A 20039-nucleotide genomic window follows, 5' to 3' on the forward strand; every position below is an offset into this window, starting at 1 on the left:
ATTGCCGTGCCAGGCCATCATCGGTCCGCCAGCGCTGCGCGTAGTGCTTTTATCTCGTTGCGCAAGGCGAGCAGGTCATTGTGCAGTTCGGCATTCTCGCCGTGCACGATCTCGCCGATTTCGGCCGTCTCCTGTCGCTTGGTCTCTTCGACCATCGATTGCATCGTGCTGACGATGATCGCGATGAACAGGTTCAGCATCGTGAATGTCGCAATCAATATGAACGGCACGAAGTACACCCAGGCCCAGGGGTAGGCCTCCATCACTGGCCGAGCAATACCCATCGACCAACTCTCCAGCGTCATGACCTGGAACAGGGTGTACATCGATTCACCTAACGTACCGAACCATTCCGGGAAACGTTCGCCGAACAGGCCGGTCGCCATCACCCCGGCGACATAGAACAGGATCGTCAGCAGTCCGGCGATCGACATGATGCCAGGGATCGCCCGCAACAAAGATTCCACCACGAAGCGGAAACGCGGCACCATCGAGATCAGGCGCAGCACTCGCAACACCCGCAGTACCGTCAGTGGTCCGCTCGAAGGCACCAGGGCGATGCCCACGACGGCGAAATCGAACACGTTCCATGGATTGCGAAAGAACCGCAGCCCGTTGGCGTAAAGCTTGATGACGATTTCGGCGACAAAGACGGCAAGCAGCGCGCGGTCGATGATCTTCAGCAGGCCGCCGACAGCGGCCATTACTTGCTCGGAGGTCTCGAGCCCTAACGTGACTGCGTTCAACAGGATCAGCGCAATGATCACGCGCTGTACCGAGGCGGATTCGACCCAGGCTCCGGCGCGCGACCGCAAAGAAATGGTCTGACTCATACCGCTACAGACTCCAGCTTCAGGTTGGCAAAACGGATGGTACCCGATCAGAGTTGCTGGCGGCAGCAGCTCAACGGCACGAACCTTCGAGCGGCCTCCCTCCCATGCGCGTCGCGCCCCCGCCGGCGTGGAACCACTGTTTGCGAACCGTGTTCGACGGAATGGGGTATATTCAATCGGATTGGGCCCCCTTGAGACATCGCAATGAATCCGTCTGCCGCCCCTACCCCCCCCACGCCGCCACCCGAACCACCACCCTCGGCACTGCAGGAGGTCGGCGTAAACCTGATCGACCAACCCGCACTGTGGCTCGACCAGGCGATCAATGGGCTCACCACCGCGCTCAAGATCTTCCTGCCCAACCTGTTGGGTGGCATTGCCTTATTGTTACTGGGGTGGCTTGTTGCGTTTCTCGCGCGCTGGCTGATCATGCGTTTCGGCAAGGGGCTCGACGCGATACTCGCAGTCGTGCACCGCTGGACCGGACAAGAGGTAAGCCAGCCGCGCTGGTCGGTTTCCACCTTCGTCGCCACCATCACGTTCTGGATGATCTTCGTCTATGCGGTAAGTGCCGCTGCCGAACAGATCGGGCTGGACACCTTCGCCACCTGGGTCCTCAGCCTGCTGGGTTATCTGCCCAGCTTGTTGATCAGCCTGTTCATTCTCTTCATCGGCTATCTCGTCGCCGGCGGCGTGCGCAACCTGATCCTGGCGGTCGCCGAATCGAACGGCTTCCAGCACGGCCTCACCCTGGGTCACCTTTCGGCGGGGTTGATCATGGCGTTCACGCTGTTGCTCGGCCTGTCTCAACTCGGCCTCGATGTCACGCTGTTCGCCAACATCATTACGCTCGCCGCCGCTGCATTGTTTATCAGCGTCGCGCTGGCCTTTGGTATCGGCGCCGCCGATGCGGTGCGCAATGTGCTGGCGTCACACTATGTGCGCAAGGCATTCCAACCGGGCCAGCACGTGCGCATCGAGAGTCTGCAGGGCGAGATCCTTGAACTCACCCAGATCGCGGTGCTGGTCGGGACAGAAGAAGGCGAAGCCTGGGTACCGGCACGCCAGTTTCTGGACAAGGTCACTCTGATCCTTGAGGACGAGGAGGTTTAGCGTGCTTGACGTCGTCACCAAAGGTTACCTGACACTGCATCCCGAATCGGCGGCACGGACATTGGCGCGCATCGACAAGCGCGACGCCGCGGAGGCCTTCGGTGCAATGCCGCGACAATTGGCAGCGACCGTGCTCGCCGCCATGGCGCCGACCTCGGCAGCACGCTGCCTGACGTTGATGCCACCACCGGTGGCCGGCGAGATCCTGGCACGCACACCGCTTCCGGCAGCGGTCTCCGCGTTGCGTATGTGCGACGAGAAACAGACACACACGGTCCTCAAACACCTGCCCAGGCCGAAGGCGGCGAGGATCCGGCTGCGCCTGCGTTTTTCCGAATGGGTGATAGGCGCCTTCGTCGACGACGACGTACTGACCCTGTCGCCACAACAGCGGGTTGGCGATGCACTGCGTCTGCTGCGCAGCAGCGGACACCCCGCCGGCCAGACGATCGTCGTGGTCGACTCCCACCGTCGGCTGATTGGCATCGTCGACCTGTGCGAGTTGCTCCACCAGTCCGATCGCCGCATCGTTCGGCATGTGATGCAGCCGGTCGCGCATGTACTCAACGCACGTGCCGCACTGCAGACGGTCGCCAACCATCCGGCATGGATGGAGAACGACAGCCTGCCGGTCGTCAATCGCAATGGCATATTCCAGGGTGTGCTGCGCCGCTCACGCGTCAGGCAGGAAGAAACCCAGTTGCTGAACGAGATCGTCGAACGCAACGAGTTGATGACCACGCGCTCCGCGCTCGCCGATATCTTCTGGCTGGCGGTCGGTGCCCTGTTCATCGGGCCCGGACGTTCCGAAGAACGCAACGCGCAGGACAGCTAGATGAAACAGCGGCTGAACAATGCGATCCATGCGCTGCAACGCGATCTGATCGAGAGTCATCCAGACGATGCGGTGCGTCTGCTGGAACGCCAGGCAGCCGCCGACGTGGCAGAGGTACTGGGGCGGCTGCCGATCGCCGATACGGCACTGGTATGGGAGCGGCTGTCGCCCGACGTCGGGATCCGCGCGCTGGAGGCCATGAACAAGGTCGAGGTCGGGCAGGTACTGCGCAGCATCGACCCGACGCGTTCCGCGGCTATGCTCGTGATGCGCGATGAAGCCACCCGCGACAAGTTCCTCGCCCTGTTGCCCGATACTGAGACCCAGGAACTACGCACGATTCTGTCCTACCCACCCGACAGTGCGGGCGCCCTGATGGATCCGCGGGTGATGCTGTTGCGCGGTGAAACCACGGTGCGCGAGGCCTTGACGCGCATCCGCGCACTGCGCCGGCGTGCAATGCGCAGGCTGTTCATCGTCGACAAGGACAATCATCTCGAAGGCCAGGTCGATATCCAGGACCTCGCGACCGCCAGTGCGGCCACCCACTTGGAAGAGATTCAGCGTCCCGTACGGGCCGTGGTCAATGCCGTCGCGCCGCGCGAAGAGGTCGTCGACATCATCGAACAATACAAGCTTACCGACCTGCCGGTGGTCGACGCCGAAAATCGATTGATCGGGGTCGTGCGCTATCGCAACCTGATGGCGGCGGCAGAAAACGAAGCCACCCTGGCGATGCAGACCATGGTCGGTGTGAGCAAGGATGAGCGCGCGTTGTCGAAGGTATCGTTTGCCGTTCGCAAACGTCTGCCGTGGTTGCAGATCAACCTGGTGACCGCGTTCCTCGCCGCTGCCGTGGTCGGCCTGTTTGAAAGCACGATTGCCAAGTACACGGCGCTGGCCGTGCTGCTGCCGGTAGTCGCCGGCCAGTCCGGCAACACCGGCGCCCAGGCGTTGGCGGTCACCATGCGCGGCCTGGCACTGCGCGAGATACGCATCCGGCAGTGGCCACGCGTCGTATTCAAGGAGGCATCCACGGCATTCTGGAACGGCTTGGCCGTGGCACTGACCACGTCGCTCGGCGTGTGGATATGGAGCACATCGCTCGGACTGGCCGGCGTCATCGGTACATCGATGATCCTGTCGATGGTGATCGCCGGTGTCTCGGGTGCGGCGATACCGCTGCTGCTGACCGCGGCACGCCAGGACCCCGCCCAGTCGTCTTCTATCGTGCTGACTACGGTCACCGACGTGGCCGGTTTCTTCAGCTTCCTCGGTATCGCAACCTTGTTCGCCGAGTTTATCTAGTTGCGCGCGGCCGTCTCAGTTGGACGGGTGCGCAGCGGCAACAAGCGCAACACGCAACAGCAGGTCATTGCACAGCTGGTCGAGTACCTCGTGCACCTTCGGCATCGCGGCAAGGGCAAGCGCATAGTCGGATTTGCCGCAATGCCAGCCATCGCTATCCAGGCTGCCGATGGTCACGCGCGGCGGTAACGGGTAGGGATAAACAGCGCTGCCTCGCATGTTGGCCATCATCAGGCGCACCCGGGCATGCTCGGTGACCGCCTGCGCCTCTCGGTCGCGATGCAGCCCGCAGAACCGCACCAGGTAACGCTGCGGCTTTTCGGCATCCGCCTCCAACATCAGATGACAGTTCGCCGCGACATTGATGCGGCGTGGCTGAAGCGCGTGCGTCATAGTCTCCGGCCTCGATGAAGCAGGTGCTGATGGAATGAAACCATACGTGCTCGGCCGTAGGGCGGCAACCGCAGCTCCCCGCGGTCGGGCACACCTACTCGTCCGCAATGCCCTCCGTAGCAACCGGGACTGCGCGAGCATTGCTTGCACCATCCGGCAACGGCAGAGGATCAAACCATTCAATACTGCTTTCGCCCGCAGGCTTGCTATATTTCGCCAATCCCGCGTCGGGTTGGCTTTCTAAAAGGTAAGGGCCCATGCCCATCAAACCGTTCAAAAAACTCCTGGTCGCAAACCGCAGCGAGATCGCGATCCGCATCTTCCGAGCCGCGAATGAGCTGGGCATCAAGACAGTGGCCGTGTTCGCCCAAGAAGACCGGTTGTCGATGCATCGTTTCAAGGCCGACGAGGCCTATCAGCTCGACGCCGAGAAAGGACCGGTCGGTGCCTACCTGGATATCGCCGGCATCCTCGAGATCGCCGTGGCCAAGGGAGTCGACGCGATCCACCCCGGTTACGGTTTCCTGTCTGAAAACCCGCGGTTCGCGCAGGCCTGCGCCGACAACGGCATCACCTTTATCGGACCGCGCGCGGATCTGCTGGCGCAGATGGGCGACAAGACGGCGGCGCGTGAACTCGCACAACGCGCAGAGGTGCCGACCCTGCCGGGCACCGAAGAGCCGGTCGAAGACCGCGAGACCGCGCTGGCGATCGCCGACCAGATCGGCTTCCCCTTGATCATCAAGGCGGCGCACGGCGGTGGCGGCCGCGGCATGCGCGTCGTACGCGAATCCAAGGACCTGGGCAGCCTGCTCGATGAGGCACGTACCGAGGCACACAATGCCTTCGGCAACGGCGCCGTGTTCCTCGAACGGTTCATCCAGCGCGCCAAACACATCGAGATACAGATCCTCGGTGACCGCCACGGTAACGTGGTGCACCTGCACGAACGTGACTGCTCGGTGCAGCGGCGTCACCAGAAGGTGATCGAGGTCGCTCCGTCGGTCGACTTGGCCGAAGAGACACGTGCCGCACTGTGCGACGCGGCGGTTCGCCTGGCGCGCGAGATCGGTTACGACAATGCCGGCACGGCCGAATTCCTGGTCGATGTGGACAGCGGCGACTGGTTCTTCATCGAGATGAACCCACGCATCCAGGTCGAGCACACCGTGACCGAAGAGATCACCAACATCGACCTGGTGCGCTCGCAGATACTGGTCGCCTCCGGGCGAGAACTGCACGGCCCCGACCTGCGTATCCCGGTCCAGGAAGAGATACCGCGCAGCGGCTACGCGATCCAATGCCGGATCACTACCGAAGATCCCGAGAACGGTTTTGCGCCAGATGTCGGTCGGTTGCTGACCTACCGCTCACCGGCCGGTTTCGGCGTGCGCCTTGACGCCGCGATGGCGACCAACGGCGCGGTCGTATCGCCGTATTACGACTCGCTGCTGGTCAAACTGACCGTGCGCTCACTGAACTGGGAGAACGCGCTCGAACGCACCCACCGGGCGCTGCGCGAGTTCCGTATCCGCGGCGTCAAAACCAACATCCCGTTTCTGGAAAACATGGTGCAGAACGAAACGTTCCGCGCCGGCCAGGCCACCACACGTCTGATCGACACCACGCCGTCGCTGTTCGAGTTCAAACCGCGCCGCGATCGCGCCAGCAAACTGCTGAGCTATCTCGGCGACGTGATCGTCAACGGCAACCCGCACGCCAAGGGCTGGAAGCCGGAGAAGGCGTTCGAAGCGGCACCGGTACCGCATTACGATCACATGGCGCCACTCGAAGACGGCACCCGCGCGCTGCTGCAACAGCTCGGCCCGAAGGGTTTTGCCGATTGGGCGCTGGCGCAGCAAAAGGCGCTGTTCACCGACACGACGCTGCGCGATGCCCACCAATCGCTGCTGGCAACGCGCATGCGTACCGACGATATGCTGCGGGTCGCCGAGGTCATCGCGCACAAGACGCCGAACCTGTTCTCGCTCGAGATGTGGGGCGGCGCCACGTTCGACACGGCGATGCGTTTCCTCAACGAAGATCCGTGGGAGCGTCTGGCCAAGCTGCGCGAGCTCATTCCGAACATCTGTTTCCAGATGCTGTTGCGCGGGGCGAACGCGGTCGGCTATTCGAACTACCCGGACAACGTGGTCGACAGTTTTGTACGCCGCGCGGTCGAGAACGGCATGGATATCTTCCGTATCTTCGACAGCCTGAACTACATCGAAAACCTGTTCCCGGCCATGGAGGCCGTGCTGCAGGATGGCCGCGCGGTCTGTGAGGCCGCCATCTGCTACACCGGCAACATCCTCGATCCCAAGCGCAACAAGTACGACCTCAAGTACTACGTCGACATGGCCAAGACGCTCGAGCAGCGCGGCGCGCACTTCCTCGCGATCAAGGACATGGCGGGAATACTGCGCCCTTACGCAGCCGACCAACTGTTTCGCGCGTTGAAGGACGAGATCAGCATCCCGATCCATTTCCATACCCACGACACCTCGGGTATCAATGCGGCATCGGTGCTGCGTGCGGTGGACGCCGGGGTGGACGTGGTCGACGGCGCGATCGCCGGCCTATCGGGCTGCACCTCGCAACCCAACCTCAACTCGATGATCGCGGCCCTCGAACATACCGCGCGCGACCCGGGCATCAACCGGGCCGCCCTCGACGAGATGTCGCACTACTGGGAACACGTGCGTTCTTACTACAAACCATTCGACACCAGCGCACCGCACGGCACTGCCGAGGTCTACCTGCATGAATTGCCCGGCGGGCAGTTCACCAATCTCAAGGAACAGGCGAGCGCGATGGGGCTCGGCGCCCGTTGGCCCGAGGTCGCGCGCACCTATGCCGAGGTCAATGAACTGTTCGGCGACATCGTCAAGGTCACCCCGAGTTCCAAAGTGGTCGGTGACATGGCGATCTTCCTGGTTACGCGCGGCATCAAGGCGCAGGATGTATTGAACCTGGCACCCGGTTCGGTGCCTTTCCCGGAATCGGTCATCGATATGCTGGCCGGCGGCCTCGGCCAACCCAAAGGCGGCTGGCCGAAAGACCTGCAACAAGTCGTGCTCGGCGATCGCAAACCGATCGAAGATCGCCCCGGCCTGCATGCCGAAGCGGTCGACTTCCAGGTATTGAAGTTCGACTTGGTCGAGAAACTGGGGCGTGAACCGAGCGACGAAGAACTGCTGAGCTACCTGATGTATCCGCAGGTGTTTCGTGATTTCGACAAGATCCATCAGCAGTACGGCGACCTGTCGGTACTGCCGACGCCGGCATTCTTCTACGGCCTGTGCTGTGAAGAGGAGATCGCGGTCGAGATCGAACCGGGCAAGACGCTGTTCATCAAGCTGCTGCATGTCGGCGAACCCGACAAGCACGGCAAGCGATCGGTGATCTTCGAACTCAACGGCGATGCGCGCCACATCCAGATCCAGGACCGCAACATGGTGGTCGACGTCGTAACGCGACCGAAGGCCGATCCGGACGACCCGCGCGAGGTCGGCGCGCCGATACCGGGTAAGGTCTCCGAGATCGCGGTTAGCGTCGGCCACAAGGTTGCCAAGGGTGATCCGCTGTTCACGCTCGAGGCGATGAAGATGTACACCACGGTCAACGCACCGATGGCCGGCGTCGTCAAAAGCATCGAGGTCGAGGATGGCGCCACGGTCGAGGCGAAGGATCTGTTGCTGCGCCTCTCGTAGTCGTAGAGATTGCTGCAGCGTTGAGCGCAACGGTTGACGCGATGAGGCTACCGGCGCGACGCCGGCAGAACGCTACAACCGCTTCACCGCGACGTGCACCGTCAACTTGGGCTTGGGTTCGAGCGGCCCGATAAAGGAACCGGATACCGGAGGCACCGCCTCCGGGTGGCGGTGCACGGCAGCAACGATATGATCGCCTCCCACCAACTGCCCGCTGGTCGAATCAAAGCCGCGCCAACCGGCGCCCGGCAGGTAGATCTCCGCCCAGGCATGCGTGGTCGCCGTATCCTCGACGGCGGCACTGGATACCAGGTAACCGCTGGCGAATCGGCTGGCCAAGCCACGCCGTCGGCATGCCTCGATGAACAAGGTCGCCACATCGCGACATGAACCCTTGCCGCGCCCGAGGGTGGTCGCCGGCGACTGTACCCCGGGTTCGTCACGCACGATGTATTTGATCTCGTCGGCGATGCGCGCATTGAGTGCATTGAGGAAGTCCATCGTGTCGAACGTCGCACCGGCTTGCCAACTATCGGTGAGCCAGGCATCGAGCACTGCCTGGTCGTCGACAAACACCGGCGTCTGATACGGAATGACATCGATCTGCTCCATCGCGTCATAGTCGAACGGCAGGCTTTGCGCAGCCGCGGTCAGGTTCAGCGTCGCAACCGGGCCTTCGTATTGCTCGACGACGACGGTGCTGACGATCTCCAGCACATCGGCCGCGGCATCGAAACTGACGATCGCAACCGAATTGCCATACACATCGCGCTGCCAGTCGATGGAATAGTTCGGGGTAATACGCAGCGCCGAACTCTCGATACGGATATCGTGACCTTCGCGCGGACGCACATGCAGCTTGTGTTCGAGAAAGCTAACCGGCTTGGGATAGGTGTAGGTTGTCGTGTGGGTTATCTCTATGCGCTGCATGCTTGCCTCCACACAAACTCTCTGGCACTCAGGGGTTACCCGAGTTATGGTAACCCCATCCGATTGCTGTAGGACGACACCTTGGTTTCTTCAGCCAGACCAGGCACTTGGCCAACACGCCGGCGCAAGCCGTTCGCCTGATCCGACATGCAGGAGAAGGAGGCAGCGCGATTCGAATCGGCCATCCAGGCGCACGATGCCGCAGTCGCCAATGTCGGAAAGTCGATCTGGGTAGGCGCGGAACCGACCTTCACCCTGTTCGAATCGGAGTCACCGGAATGGTTGAACGAGGCGCTCGGCGGCAACAAGCAGTCGCTTGCCTTGCGCATGGTCGGCGAGATCCGGCGCCGCCACCCCGGGTGTCTGGTGATGCGCACCGTCGGTCGCCAGTATGCCGACGAAGACTACCCGCGCTGGTCATTCGGCATCTATCAGCGACGCGACGACAGCCCGGTCTGGGCAGGCCCACCCGATCCTTTGATGGATACTTCGGACACCGCCAAAGCGGTCGACCTGGATGCATTCACCGGCGAGCTGCAACGCGCCTTGATCGCCGCGGGATGGAACTGCAAGCCGTTTCGCGCCCCCGAAGATTTTGAGCGGCGCCTGCTGTTGTGGCACGGCGACAGCGCGACGGTGGATCTGCACGATGAACGCCTTGGGCGCCCTTCGGTGCACGAACACCCTACCCCCGACCATGGGCTGAGCGACGAGCTTGCGGCAGAGGGTCTGCTGTTGCTGGCGATCGGTGAGATCGCTTCGGCAACCGGCAAACCCGTTGCCTGTATCGAGCTGCCTGAATTCAGCGACGTGGCACAGTTCCTCGCGGTGCTGTCTGCGGTCGAGAAATCTGCGCAGGCCTCGGCTCTCTCCCACTTGGTGTTCCGCGGTTATCCGCCGCCGGTCGACCAGGATATCGCCTGGACCACCTTCACCCCCGACCCGGCGGTGATCGAGGTGAACCAGGCGCCACAAAGTGAGATCCGGCCGTTCCTGCGCGCCTCGCAAGAGCTCTACGAAGTCGCGAGCAGTCTGCGCCTCGCTCCCTATCGCATGCACTATAACGGCGGCATCTCCGATTCAGGCGGCGGAGGTCAGTTCACCCTGGGCGGGCCCTCTGCCATCGAGAGTCCGTTCCTGGTCGATCCGGTGCTGCTGCCTCGCCTGGTGCGTTACGTCAACCAGCACCCGGCATTGTCCTATTGGTTTGCAACCGCCTACATCGGCGCAGCCAGCCAATCGCCGCGGGTCGATGAAGGCACGCGCGACGCATTTCACGAGCTGGCGTTTGCCCTCGAACAACTCGAGGACGCACCACACGACACATCACCGGCATCGCTGTGGGCAAGTCTTGCCCCCTTTCTCGCCGATCCCTCCGGCAACTCGCATCGCAGTGAGTTGAACATCGAGAAGCTGTGGAATCCGTACTTGGCGAAGCGCGGCTATCTGGGGCTCGTCGAGTTTCGTGCCTTTCGCATGCCGCACTCGCCGCAGCGTGCGGCGGCGGTCGCAGCCTTGTTGCGGGCGATCGCCGCGATGCTGGCTATTGCAGACCCGGTTAGCGGCCTGCAGGACTGGGGCAACGAACTGCATGACCGGTTCGCGCTACCGCATTTCCTGGTGCGCGATCTCAAGAAGGTGTTCACCGATCTGCAGACCTACGGGCTCGGCCTCGATCCGGTCTTGCAGCAGACATTGACCGACGACCCGCTCGGCTCACGTTGGACGACAACCTTCGGCGGCTGTCAGCTGTGCCTTGAGCAGGCGCTGGAGTTCTGGCCACTGGTCGGCGACGTGGCCTCGCAGGAGAGCGGTGGGTCGCGCCTGGTCGACTCCAGCACGCTGCGCCTGCAGATCAGCCTGCACGCGGCCGATGCCGATGCGCCGGACCTGCAGCAATGGCAATTGCGTATCGGCGATATCGAGATCCCGTTGCGCGACGTGCAGGACGCATCAGGTGCATTGCGCCTGATCGGTTTGCGTTACCGCGACTTCGTTCCCTGGCGTGGCCTGCATCCGAACATCCCGGCGCAACCTCCGCTGGTTTTCACCCTGTCACACCCGGTGTCGCCCGATGCCGTCGAAATCACGCTGCACAACTGGCAACCCCAGGGTAAGGCCTATGCCGGGCTGCCGACGTCGATCGAAGACGCCGGTGCGAGACTCGCAGAACGGCTTGTTGTGCGGCCGGTTTCCCGCGCCGAACTGCCGCCCGCCAAGCAAGCCCCCGCGCACGCGGCAAGCGGCTACACTTTTGACTACCGGCGCTGCGTGCAGACCCCGTCCGACGGCGGCCACTGAAGATACGGCTGCTCGGTTGTGCCGGAGCACGAATCTGACGCATAGTGTCGCTGCCGTCAGACATGCCAGATCCTTGGGCCAATTCTTTGTCGACACTGACTATTTCGCGCGATGAACGTCCGCTAGGCCAGTTGGTCTGGTGGCTGATGTTTCTGGGCTGGACTCCCATACTCGCGTCTTACGGTTATGTGCTCGACCCGATCGCCACCTTGGAGACCGGCGCGATCGCGACCTTCACCAACGAGGTCACGCTGTATCAACAGCGCGGATTCGGCCATCCGGCGCTGGGCATCCTGACGCTGGCGACCCTTTTGCAGGCGCTGGCTATCAGGCGTCTTCGCTGGCGCACACTTTGGCCGATACCTGTTTTCCTGGGCCTGTCTTGTTTCATCTATGTGTTCAATGCGCCCAGTTCCGCCAGTGCAAGTGAGTCCGGCGTTCACGCGATGTATGCCGTGTTCGCCACCTGGTCGGCCTACCTGTTTCTGCGCCATGGGCACCTGATGAGCGCGGGCTTCGGCGGCTACATTGCGCTGTTGTTCATCGACGTCGTGCTGCACTGGTTCGGCATGGATGGCGGGCTGCTCGGCTTGGTGTTCTATGGCTATGTACCCAGCCTGATTACCACCGCCATCTTTCTCGCCCTGACGGTGTTGATCCGCATGGCCTGGTTGATGGTTCGCGACAACCGGGCCTTCATCCAGAGCCTCGACCGCGCCACCTTCCGGCTTGCACTGCGTCGCACGCTGCTGTTGTGGTGGCCGATGCCGATTGTCTTCGTACTGTTTGGTTTCGCTTGGTGGGCAGCAGCACAATATTGGGTGAAACCGAAAACGCTGGCGGTTGTCACGCAACAATCGCAGGCCACCGAAAGCGCACTGCAAGCCTGGATCGAGACGGAACAGGCCAAGCCCGCCCTACCAGCCAAACAGCAAGGATTTCTCGAAAAGTTTCAAACCTACGCCCATGAAGTTGCGCGCCTGCGCCGGCAGATACTCAAGGAGCAACGCCGTAGCGGCCACATACCCGGTGTATTCAGCAGCAATGAACTTCGCGAATATCAGGACGCATTGGATGCGCTGCGGCGAGACTTCCAAGCGCCACCCTCGCACGCGCCCGAGATCGCACGCAAGGCGCTCTTGCAGCAGAGCATCGAATCTTACGCGGCATGGAAGGCGGCGCCCGAGACGTCCGAAGACCCGCTCGAACGCCAGATGCGAAGGCTCACCGAACTGCAAACCATGCTGACCGGCGCGCAGACGCAGCTCGCAATCATCCTCGCCAGCCAGAAGTCGGATAGCCTCGAGGCGCTGCCCGAGACGGCCCGCCGCGAGATCGATCAGGAACTGTTCCCGCGCAGCGCGCTGCCGTTGGTCAATGTGCCAAAGTGTTTCGTCATCGAGTTTCTCGACCCGGTCTGCGCAGTGGAGGCACGCATGGCGCGCGGTGCAAACTCGGCCATGACCGGGCTGCGCGAGGACATGATCGACGCGGTTGTCGAGAGTATCGAAGGCCCGGCAACAGAAGGTGCCAAGAGCGTGGACGAGGCGATGCTCAAGGCGTTGGCCGAGGCACAAACACAGTTCGACGGCTTCGAAACGCGCAGTGTCAGCGCAATCAAGCAGGGCTTTCAGACCTGGCGCAATGTCTCACTACTGGCGACGCTCTACAGCCTGATCATTCTCTTCAAGACCCTCCTGATCGTATTCTCCCGGGTGATCTTCTCACCCAAGGTCGCGCCGAATCTCGCTGCGCCCTTTCTGCCGGAGACGCCGACGGACGGTCTGCCGCAGCTGACCCGACACGCGCAGATTCTGCGTATTCCGGTCGACGATCCCGACGCACATTTCGTATCGCGTTGGGGCGTGACACTCGAAGGCCCACCACCGGCAAGACGACGCCCTATGGGCCTGCGCTTTCCCGTCATCCGCATGCTGACCCGCAACTGGTCGATGAATCGCATCGACGGCAGACGCAACCCGGACGATTACGAATTCGACGCCCACCTGAAGGTGGACGAACCGGCGGAACTGGTGTCGTGGCGGTTGCGCGAAGGCGAGCAGGTGGTGTTTCGTTTTCAGGACTTCGTCGGCATGGGCGAGACCGTGAAGGTACGGCGCGTCGCATCGTTGTCGATCACCACGCTGATCCTCGGTCGCATGATCTACTACGTTGCTGAAGGCCCTGGGGTGTTGATTCTGCGCACGACTGCGGCGGCCCGCATCAGCTCCGACCCGGAGGCACACCGCCCGGCACCGATGCCCAAGCTGGTGGCCTGGGCTGCGCATACCTGTTTCGGCATCCTGGCCGCACAGACCACGACCGACACCTTCCTGTCCGGCTACAACCTGAAGACGGGCGACAAAGATACGGTGATCTGGGATACCTCGACGCGCCGCGGCAACGGCCCGGGGACCGGCATCCTGCGTTTTGCCAAGAGTTTCCTACTGCCAATCTAGACAGCGATCGAATCACCCCTCGGCGCGGTCAGTCAGCGACCCGCGATCCCAGGGGTAACAACGGCGCGACCTTGCATCCCCGCCCTACCGGCACTAGCCTGCAGGTTGTCGGATAACACCCAATAAAGATCATGGCCGAGATCCAAACCGATGCCGAAACCCTGTCTGCCGAGGCCGGTAGTCAGGCTGCTTCAAGCTCGCAGAAGAAGGCCGATCTCGGCATCTTGCTGGTTCACGGGATCGGTCAGAGCCGAACCGGCGAGACGCTCAAGCACTTCGGCGAACCGCTGGTGCAATGGATCGCCGAATGGGTCGGCCTGAATCAGGGTGCGGAAGTCGAAGTCGTCGACGGCACGCTGGGCAATGAGCCGGAAAGCCCGACGAGCCGCGCCCATGCCCGCCTGAAGATCACCGCGCCGGCCATCGATTCGGCAGGACCCAATACCAAGGAGTGGCTGATTGCCGAATCCTGGTGGGCCGAGTCTTTCATCCCGCCAACTTTCAATGAACTGGCGAACTGGGGATTCAAGATTGTCCCGTGGACGATCTTCTTTCATTTTCACCACCGTTTTTCCGAGGCGACCGGTCGCTTCTCTGCGGCCTTCAAGGCGCAGCCACGCCAAATGCGCCAACTCCTGTCTGCGTCGAAAGCCGTCGTGTGGGAGCTTTTCTGGGTGGTCCTGTCGATCCTGTATGCACCGGTGCTGTTGGCGGCGCTGGCCATCATCCTTCTGCTCGGCATGATTCCCGTACCCCAGGTGCGCAGCTTTGTCGGCAAACTGCAGCGCGGGCTTGCCCTGACGGTTGGCGACAGCTATTCACTGCTGGCGCCGCGAGTGGCGGCGGCGAGTATCTATGGGCGGGTCAATCGCGATCTCGACTGGCTGTTGCGACATGCCGAGAACGTCGCCGTGGTTGCCCATTCGCAAGGCGCCGCCGTCGCCTACCGCGTGGTCTCACGGCGACAGTCTGAACAGTGCAAACTGTTCGTCACCTTCGGCGCCGGTATCCGCAAGCTCGTGCAGATCAGACAACTGTCAGGCCCGGGTACCGGGCGCTGGGTGGTCAATGCGTCGCTCGCCCTGATCGCCTCGACGATCGCCCTGTATATCGCCAACACCACGCTCGGTCTGCGCTACAGCCTGCTCATCTTTGCCGCCGTCCCAGTGGTGTTCTTTACGCTGTCTTTCTCTCTGGGCATCGTTCTCAGCATCATTGCCGCGATTACCCGAAAGGCGGACCTCGCATCCCGGGTGCTCAACGCCATCACCAACCGGCCGCAACTGACTGCGGTCTTCGGCTGGTCGTTGACGGCCACGACCGTCGCCGGGATAACCCTGTTGTTCCCCGGCGAGACGCGTTCCACCACGATACCTGTGGCCATACTCGTCTCGGTGTCACTCGGTTGGCTGGCTGCCGCCTACCAGACCGCCAGTCGACACATACGCGAGGTCAAGGTCATGCAGCCTTCCTCCGATGGCCGCGCCCACCCGATGGGCGAGACGCCGCTGCCGCAACACACGCGCTGGGTAGACCTGTACGCCACCTGCGACCCGGTGCCGAACGGCGCGCTGTTCGACAGGCAGCAGACCGATCGGCTGTCACTCTCTTGCGAGGCGCAAGGATTGACGTCGATGGAGGTCGACAACCGGGAATCGCTGGTGACCGACCATACGACCTATTGGAAGAACGCCGAGAGCTTCATCGCCACGGTGGCGGGCGAACTGGGTGCACTGTGCGGACAACGGCTCGCCAACGTCTTTCCGCTCGACGACGAGCGGCTGACGATTGCCCGCCATATGCGGCGACGCAGGGTTACCTGGTTGAAGCGCAGCCGTTGGATCCTGATTCTCGGACTCATCGGCGTATGGCAGTGGGGCAATCTCGAGCAGTACGGGATACAACTGCTCAATGCCCTTGTCGAGGCAGGGCGCGCGATACCGCTGGTCGGCGGGCTGATCGAGTCGGCCATATCCGGCACGGTACCCAGCAGCAGCAACACCGAGATGCTGTCGTTGGCGGTCGGCGGCGTACTGGCCGCTGGTATCATATTCTCGGCCTGGTCGTACTGGGACTACTGGGAACGCACCTTGCTGATCATGCGCCTGCCCAACCGCCAGCGCGCACCGGCCGAGATGCCGTTCCATCTTGCGTGGCTGGCCACCCTTGTGACGGTCGCCTTACTGATCGCGGATATCGGATCGATACCCTGGTGGAGCTACGTCGTTGTCGCAATTGCAAGCCTGGTTATTGCGAGCGCGATCAGCGTCAACAGCATCTATCGCGGTGATGTTGCCGATGTCTGGACCAGGCTGATGAAAAAGCTCGACCTGTGGAGCCAGGAGCTTCACGAACTATGGGTCGCCAAGGTCGCAACGAGTCAGACGGTGGTGGTCGACGCGAACAAAGACGACGCAGGCCAACTCCAGTGGCGGATCAGGACCACCCTGGTGTGGTACATCAAGTCGCCCATGCTGACCCATTGGAGAGGCGAGCACACGGCGGCGACGCTACGCGAAGCCGCAAACATTGGCCACGGTTTCAACCAGACCGTCTTCGTCATGACCGGCGAGTCGCAGGCGCTGCAGGTCGAGCAATTGATTGACGGCGCATACCCACCTGCCCCGGCCGCCGTCTTCTGGACGTACATCATCAAGAATTACGCCGGCGACGACATACAGCTGTCGGAAGCCCGGGTCTTGAGGGCGCAGGCATTCGACCGGCTCGGCGACCCTGAATCGGCGATAGACGACTATGCGGCGGTCATCGCCATGCAGGCAGCCGCACCCGATGACCTGTTGGTGGCTTACATGCAACGCGGATATCTCCGCCAGGTCCGCGACGATGCCGCGGGCGCGATCGACGATTACACGCATGCGATCGAGCTACCGAACATCACACCTGAACAGAAAGCCGGCCTGATCAATCTGCGGGCGCAGTGTCACAGCCTGCTTGGCGACGGCGACGCCGCCGAGGCCGACTACCGGTCGGTCACCGTGATACCCGAGGTTCCGGACGGAGAAGCGGCCATCGCATTCGGCAATCTCGGCTGGATGGCCTTTGAGCGAGGCGACCATGCGGCGTTCCTATCGTTGACCAAACAGGCCTTCGATCACGATACGACACACTGCGCCATCGGTTTTAATCTTGGACTTGCCTTACTCCTCAACGGCAACGGCGAAGATGCCGTCATGCACTATCGCAAGATCGCCCAGGACTGCCCCGCTGCAGAGGCGATACGGTCGGCCGTCGACGAGGTAGAGCAGATCGAACTGCCGTCGGCCGAGGTGAAGAAGTCGGCCAACCAGGTCATTGAAGGGTTGCGTAGTCGCTTGCGTGAGATCGAGGGCGAGGCCTCAAAGACGGAAGCCCCGTCTTAGAGCCTGTCGGCCCTACTTGAGCAGCACCGCCGTCATCTGGTTGCCGGTTTCGAGGGCGCGTTCGAAGACGAGATCGCGCGCACGATGCGCCATCTGTGCGGCAACCATCGTGCCTTGAGTCGATCCCGGCACGGATACCGCGCGCACCGGCACATCCGAGTCGACCTCGATCACACCGAGCCTGTCGTCGCCCAGGTCGGCGAAGACCGTGCGTCGTTCACCGCCGTCATCACGCCATGCCCAGTCGACCCGTACCGGCGCACAACGTGCCTCTTCGACCCGCGTCAGGGTTACCGGAAACTGCCTGCTGGATACACTGAACTGCCACACCGTCTGTTTGCCGGGCACGGCCTTGCCGCCCGCTACGCGCCATCCGAGCAACGAGGCGAGCCAACCGACCAGCAGCGACGCCATCGCCACCGCGTGCGGCCCATGCTCGATATGCAGGCTGGTGATCGCCAACAGCGCACCCGGTTGCACGTTGGGATCGAGTACCTGGCTGAGCAGGTTGCGCCAGTGCTTGAGGCGTCGCCAGGCCAGATTGTCGATCACGTACTCCGAACTCTGCGCCGCCACCCAACGCGACATCGCCTGCATGCCTTTGGTCGGTGCCGACCAGCCGATGCTGTCGTAGATGATCTGATCGGCCATCGCCGTCAGGGGATTGAACACCTCACCGAGAAACGGCGCCGGCTCACGCGACGCCCACCATAGGGTCGTGGGCAGATCACCGACCAGATGGGCGCGTGCAACCGGGGCAAGGCGCTTATGTGCCGTTGAATCGGCGACCACGCGGATCAATTCGGCACTTACCTGCAACCCACCCGGCAAGGTGCTGTAGAGACCGGACACGAACACATCCAAGCCGGGCTCGCCGGTATAACCCAGGCCGGTCAACACAACCACGCGAGAGGGATGCGGCGTGACGATGTCGTGCAGGCTGCTGACGATCTCGGCGGTTTGATCGTCGTCGTCGCAATAGATGATCAGGTTCGACATGCAGGCGCGGGTCACCACCTGGTCTTCACCGAGCTCCCGGTGCAGGCCCGCCCACAGGGCATCGAGTTCGCGCGGTATATGCCGGATGCGTACGTTCTTCTCCGGCACCGTCTGCAGGCGTTGACGCGGCGAATCGTTCACAGCAGGCGCCACCTGTGATCGTCGGCTTCGATCATGCGCTCGGCCTCGACTGGGCCCCAGGTGCCGGCGGTGTACTCGGGCAGCCAGCGTACGCCGCTGCTTTGCCAGGCATCGAGGATGTCTTCGATGAACATCCACGAGCGTTCCACCGCGTCGCGGCGCATGAACAGGGTTGCGTCGCCCGCCATCACATCCAGCATCAGGCGCTCATAGGCCTCGGGCGACTGGTCGCCGAAGGTGGAGCCATAACGGAAATCCATCTTCACCGGAAAGATGCGCACCTTCGGACCCGGCAGCTTGGTCGCGATACGCAGCGACAGGCCTTCGTTGGGTTGAATGCTCAACGCCAACACGTTCTGCTCGAGCGGGTGGTTGGGGTCGGCATTGAACAGGATCGGCGGCGTGCTCTTGAAGTGCACGGCGATCTCGCTGGCGCGCTTGGTCATCCGCTTACCGGTGCGGATATAGAAAGGCACCCCGGCCCAGCGCCAGTTGTCGATGAAGACCTTCAGCGCCACATAGGTTTCGGTGATCGATTCGGGGCCGACACCGTCTTCGCGCCGATAACCGGGCACATCGAAACCCTCGTGATAGCCGGGCCCGTACTGCGCACGCACCACGTGCTGATCGATCTTGTCCGGGGTGATCGGTCGCAGGCAGTTGAGCACATCCTGGCGGTGGTCGCGGATCACATCGGCGCGCATCGCCCAGGGCGGCTCCATCGCGATCAAGGTCAGCAGCTGCAATATGTGATTCTGCACCATGTCACGCAGCGCACCGGCGTGATCGTAATAGCCGGCGCGCGTACCGACACCCTCGGCCTCGGCCACCGTGATCTGTACATGATCGATATGGTTGTGATTCCACAACGGTTCGAAGATCGAGTTGCCGAAGCGCATCACCAGGATGTTCTGCACCGTCTCCTTGCCCAGGTAGTGATCGATGCGATAGATCTGGCTCTCGTCGAGATTGCGACCCAACACGTCATTGACCTGCTTGGCACTCTGCAGGTCGTGGCCGATCGGCTTTTCGACGATCACCCGCGAGAACGGGTTTCCAGGGGCGGCCGGATACACCAGACCGGCTTCGTTGAGATTGCGTACACAGGTCTCGATCAAGGCAGGCGGAATCGCCAGGTAGAACACCCGGTTGCCGGGAATGCCGAACTCCGGCTCGATCTGTTGCAGGCGCTGCTTGATGCGTACGTAGGTCTGCGGGTCTTCGAATGAGCCGCTTTCGTAGTGCAACAGATGCTCGAAGTCCGGCCAGTGCTGTTCGTCCAGCGGCCGGCGCGAATAGGCCTCAATGCCTTCACGCGCGAACGCGCGGTACCCGGCATCGTCCATCGGCTGCGAAGCGACGCCGAGTAGTGCGAAGTTGGCCGGCAATGCGCCTTCCAGGGCCTGGTTGTACATCGCCGGCAGCAGTTTGCGTTTCGACAGGTCGCCACCACCGCCGAAGATCACCAGCGTACACGGCTGCGCCACCTGTTCTTCCAGCAGCCCGGCCAACAAGGGGTTGGCGGTCGTAGATCCAATCACGGTTTTGCTCTCTTTGTTACTTCGGGTACCGGGGATGGCGTGCGCCAACCACCTTTGTCGGCGTTGAAGCCGGCATTGATCTCGGCGTCTTCA

The 20039-nt window shown here is 62.3% G+C and carries 12 protein-coding genes; 7 read left to right on the top strand and 5 right to left on the bottom strand.

The genetic code is table 11. The annotated features are described in order from the left end of the window. Window positions 1-17: 17 nt before the first annotated feature. Entirely contained in the window at window positions 18-833 is an 816-nt protein-coding gene (locus B1781_RS20055) for an ion transporter (protein WP_078121353.1), read from the bottom strand. A 204-nt stretch (window positions 834-1037) separates the two neighbouring features. On the opposite strand from B1781_RS20055, the gene B1781_RS20060 reads away from it, so the two are divergent. From B1781_RS20060 to mgtE, 3 genes are read left to right on the top strand one after another with little or no spacing between them, the layout of a single operon-like run. Then, window positions 1038-1946, top strand: a complete 909-nt coding sequence (locus B1781_RS20060; RefSeq protein ID WP_078121354.1) for a mechanosensitive ion channel family protein — start codon at window positions 1038-1040, stop codon at window positions 1944-1946. 1 nt (window position 1947) lies between these two features. Further along, window positions 1948-2781, top strand: coding sequence for a magnesium transporter MgtE N-terminal domain-containing protein (locus tag B1781_RS20065; protein WP_164513483.1), 834 nt, complete (start codon window positions 1948-1950; stop codon window positions 2779-2781). After that, window positions 2782-4089, top strand: coding sequence for a magnesium transporter (mgtE, locus tag B1781_RS20070; RefSeq protein ID WP_078121356.1), 1308 nt, complete (start codon window positions 2782-2784; stop codon window positions 4087-4089). 15 nt (window positions 4090-4104) lie between these two features. Here the strand turns inward: mgtE and B1781_RS20075 are convergent, their stop codons facing one another. Continuing rightward, window positions 4105-4482 carry a hypothetical protein gene (locus B1781_RS20075; protein ID WP_078121357.1) on the bottom strand — a complete coding sequence of 126 codons (378 nt, stop codon included), beginning with the start codon at window positions 4480-4482 and terminating at the stop codon, window positions 4105-4107. 257 nt (window positions 4483-4739) lie between these two features. Here B1781_RS20075 and B1781_RS20080 point away from each other — a divergent pair, with 257 nt between their 5' ends. Continuing rightward, the gene (locus B1781_RS20080) at window positions 4740-8195 is read left to right on the top strand and encodes a pyruvate carboxylase (protein ID WP_078121358.1); all 3456 of its coding nucleotides are present in this window, start codon (window positions 4740-4742) and stop codon (window positions 8193-8195) included. Between the two features lie 72 nt (window positions 8196-8267). Here the strand turns inward: B1781_RS20080 and B1781_RS20085 are convergent, their stop codons facing one another. Continuing rightward, complete coding sequence (locus B1781_RS20085) at window positions 8268-9125, bottom strand: transglutaminase family protein (protein ID WP_078121359.1); 858 nt, start codon at window positions 9123-9125, stop codon at window positions 8268-8270. Window positions 9126-9272: 147 nt separating this feature from the next. On the opposite strand from B1781_RS20085, the gene B1781_RS20090 reads away from it, so the two are divergent. The 3 genes from B1781_RS20090 to B1781_RS20100 all read left to right on the top strand — a co-directional run bounded on the left by B1781_RS20090 (window position 9273) and on the right by B1781_RS20100 (window position 17265). Next, window positions 9273-11426, top strand: a complete 2154-nt coding sequence (locus B1781_RS20090; RefSeq protein ID WP_078121360.1) for a transglutaminase family protein — start codon at window positions 9273-9275, stop codon at window positions 11424-11426. Window positions 11427-11488: 62 nt separating this feature from the next. Then, the gene (locus tag B1781_RS20095) at window positions 11489-13885 is read left to right on the top strand and encodes a hypothetical protein (protein ID WP_125932194.1); all 2397 of its coding nucleotides are present in this window, start codon (window positions 11489-11491) and stop codon (window positions 13883-13885) included. A 131-nt stretch (window positions 13886-14016) separates the two neighbouring features. Next, window positions 14017-17265, top strand: coding sequence for a tetratricopeptide repeat protein (locus tag B1781_RS20100; RefSeq protein WP_078121362.1), 3249 nt, complete (start codon window positions 14017-14019; stop codon window positions 17263-17265). A gap of 12 nt (window positions 17266-17277) precedes the next feature. Here the strand turns inward: B1781_RS20100 and B1781_RS20105 are convergent, their stop codons facing one another. Both B1781_RS20105 and zwf read right to left on the bottom strand, forming a co-directional pair. Beyond that, window positions 17278-18405 carry a glucose-6-phosphate dehydrogenase assembly protein OpcA gene (locus B1781_RS20105; protein ID WP_078121363.1) on the bottom strand — a complete coding sequence of 376 codons (1128 nt, stop codon included), beginning with the start codon at window positions 18403-18405 and terminating at the stop codon, window positions 17278-17280. Continuing rightward, window positions 18402-19946, bottom strand: coding sequence for a glucose-6-phosphate dehydrogenase (zwf, locus tag B1781_RS20110; protein ID WP_078122159.1), 1545 nt, complete (start codon window positions 19944-19946; stop codon window positions 18402-18404). The genes B1781_RS20105 and zwf overlap by 4 nt, the downstream gene beginning before the upstream one ends. Window positions 19947-20039: the final 93 nt, after the last annotated feature.

The organism is Thiosocius teredinicola, from assembly GCF_002009425.1.
Classification (GTDB): domain Bacteria; phylum Pseudomonadota; class Gammaproteobacteria; order Chromatiales; family Chromatiaceae; genus Thiosocius; species Thiosocius teredinicola.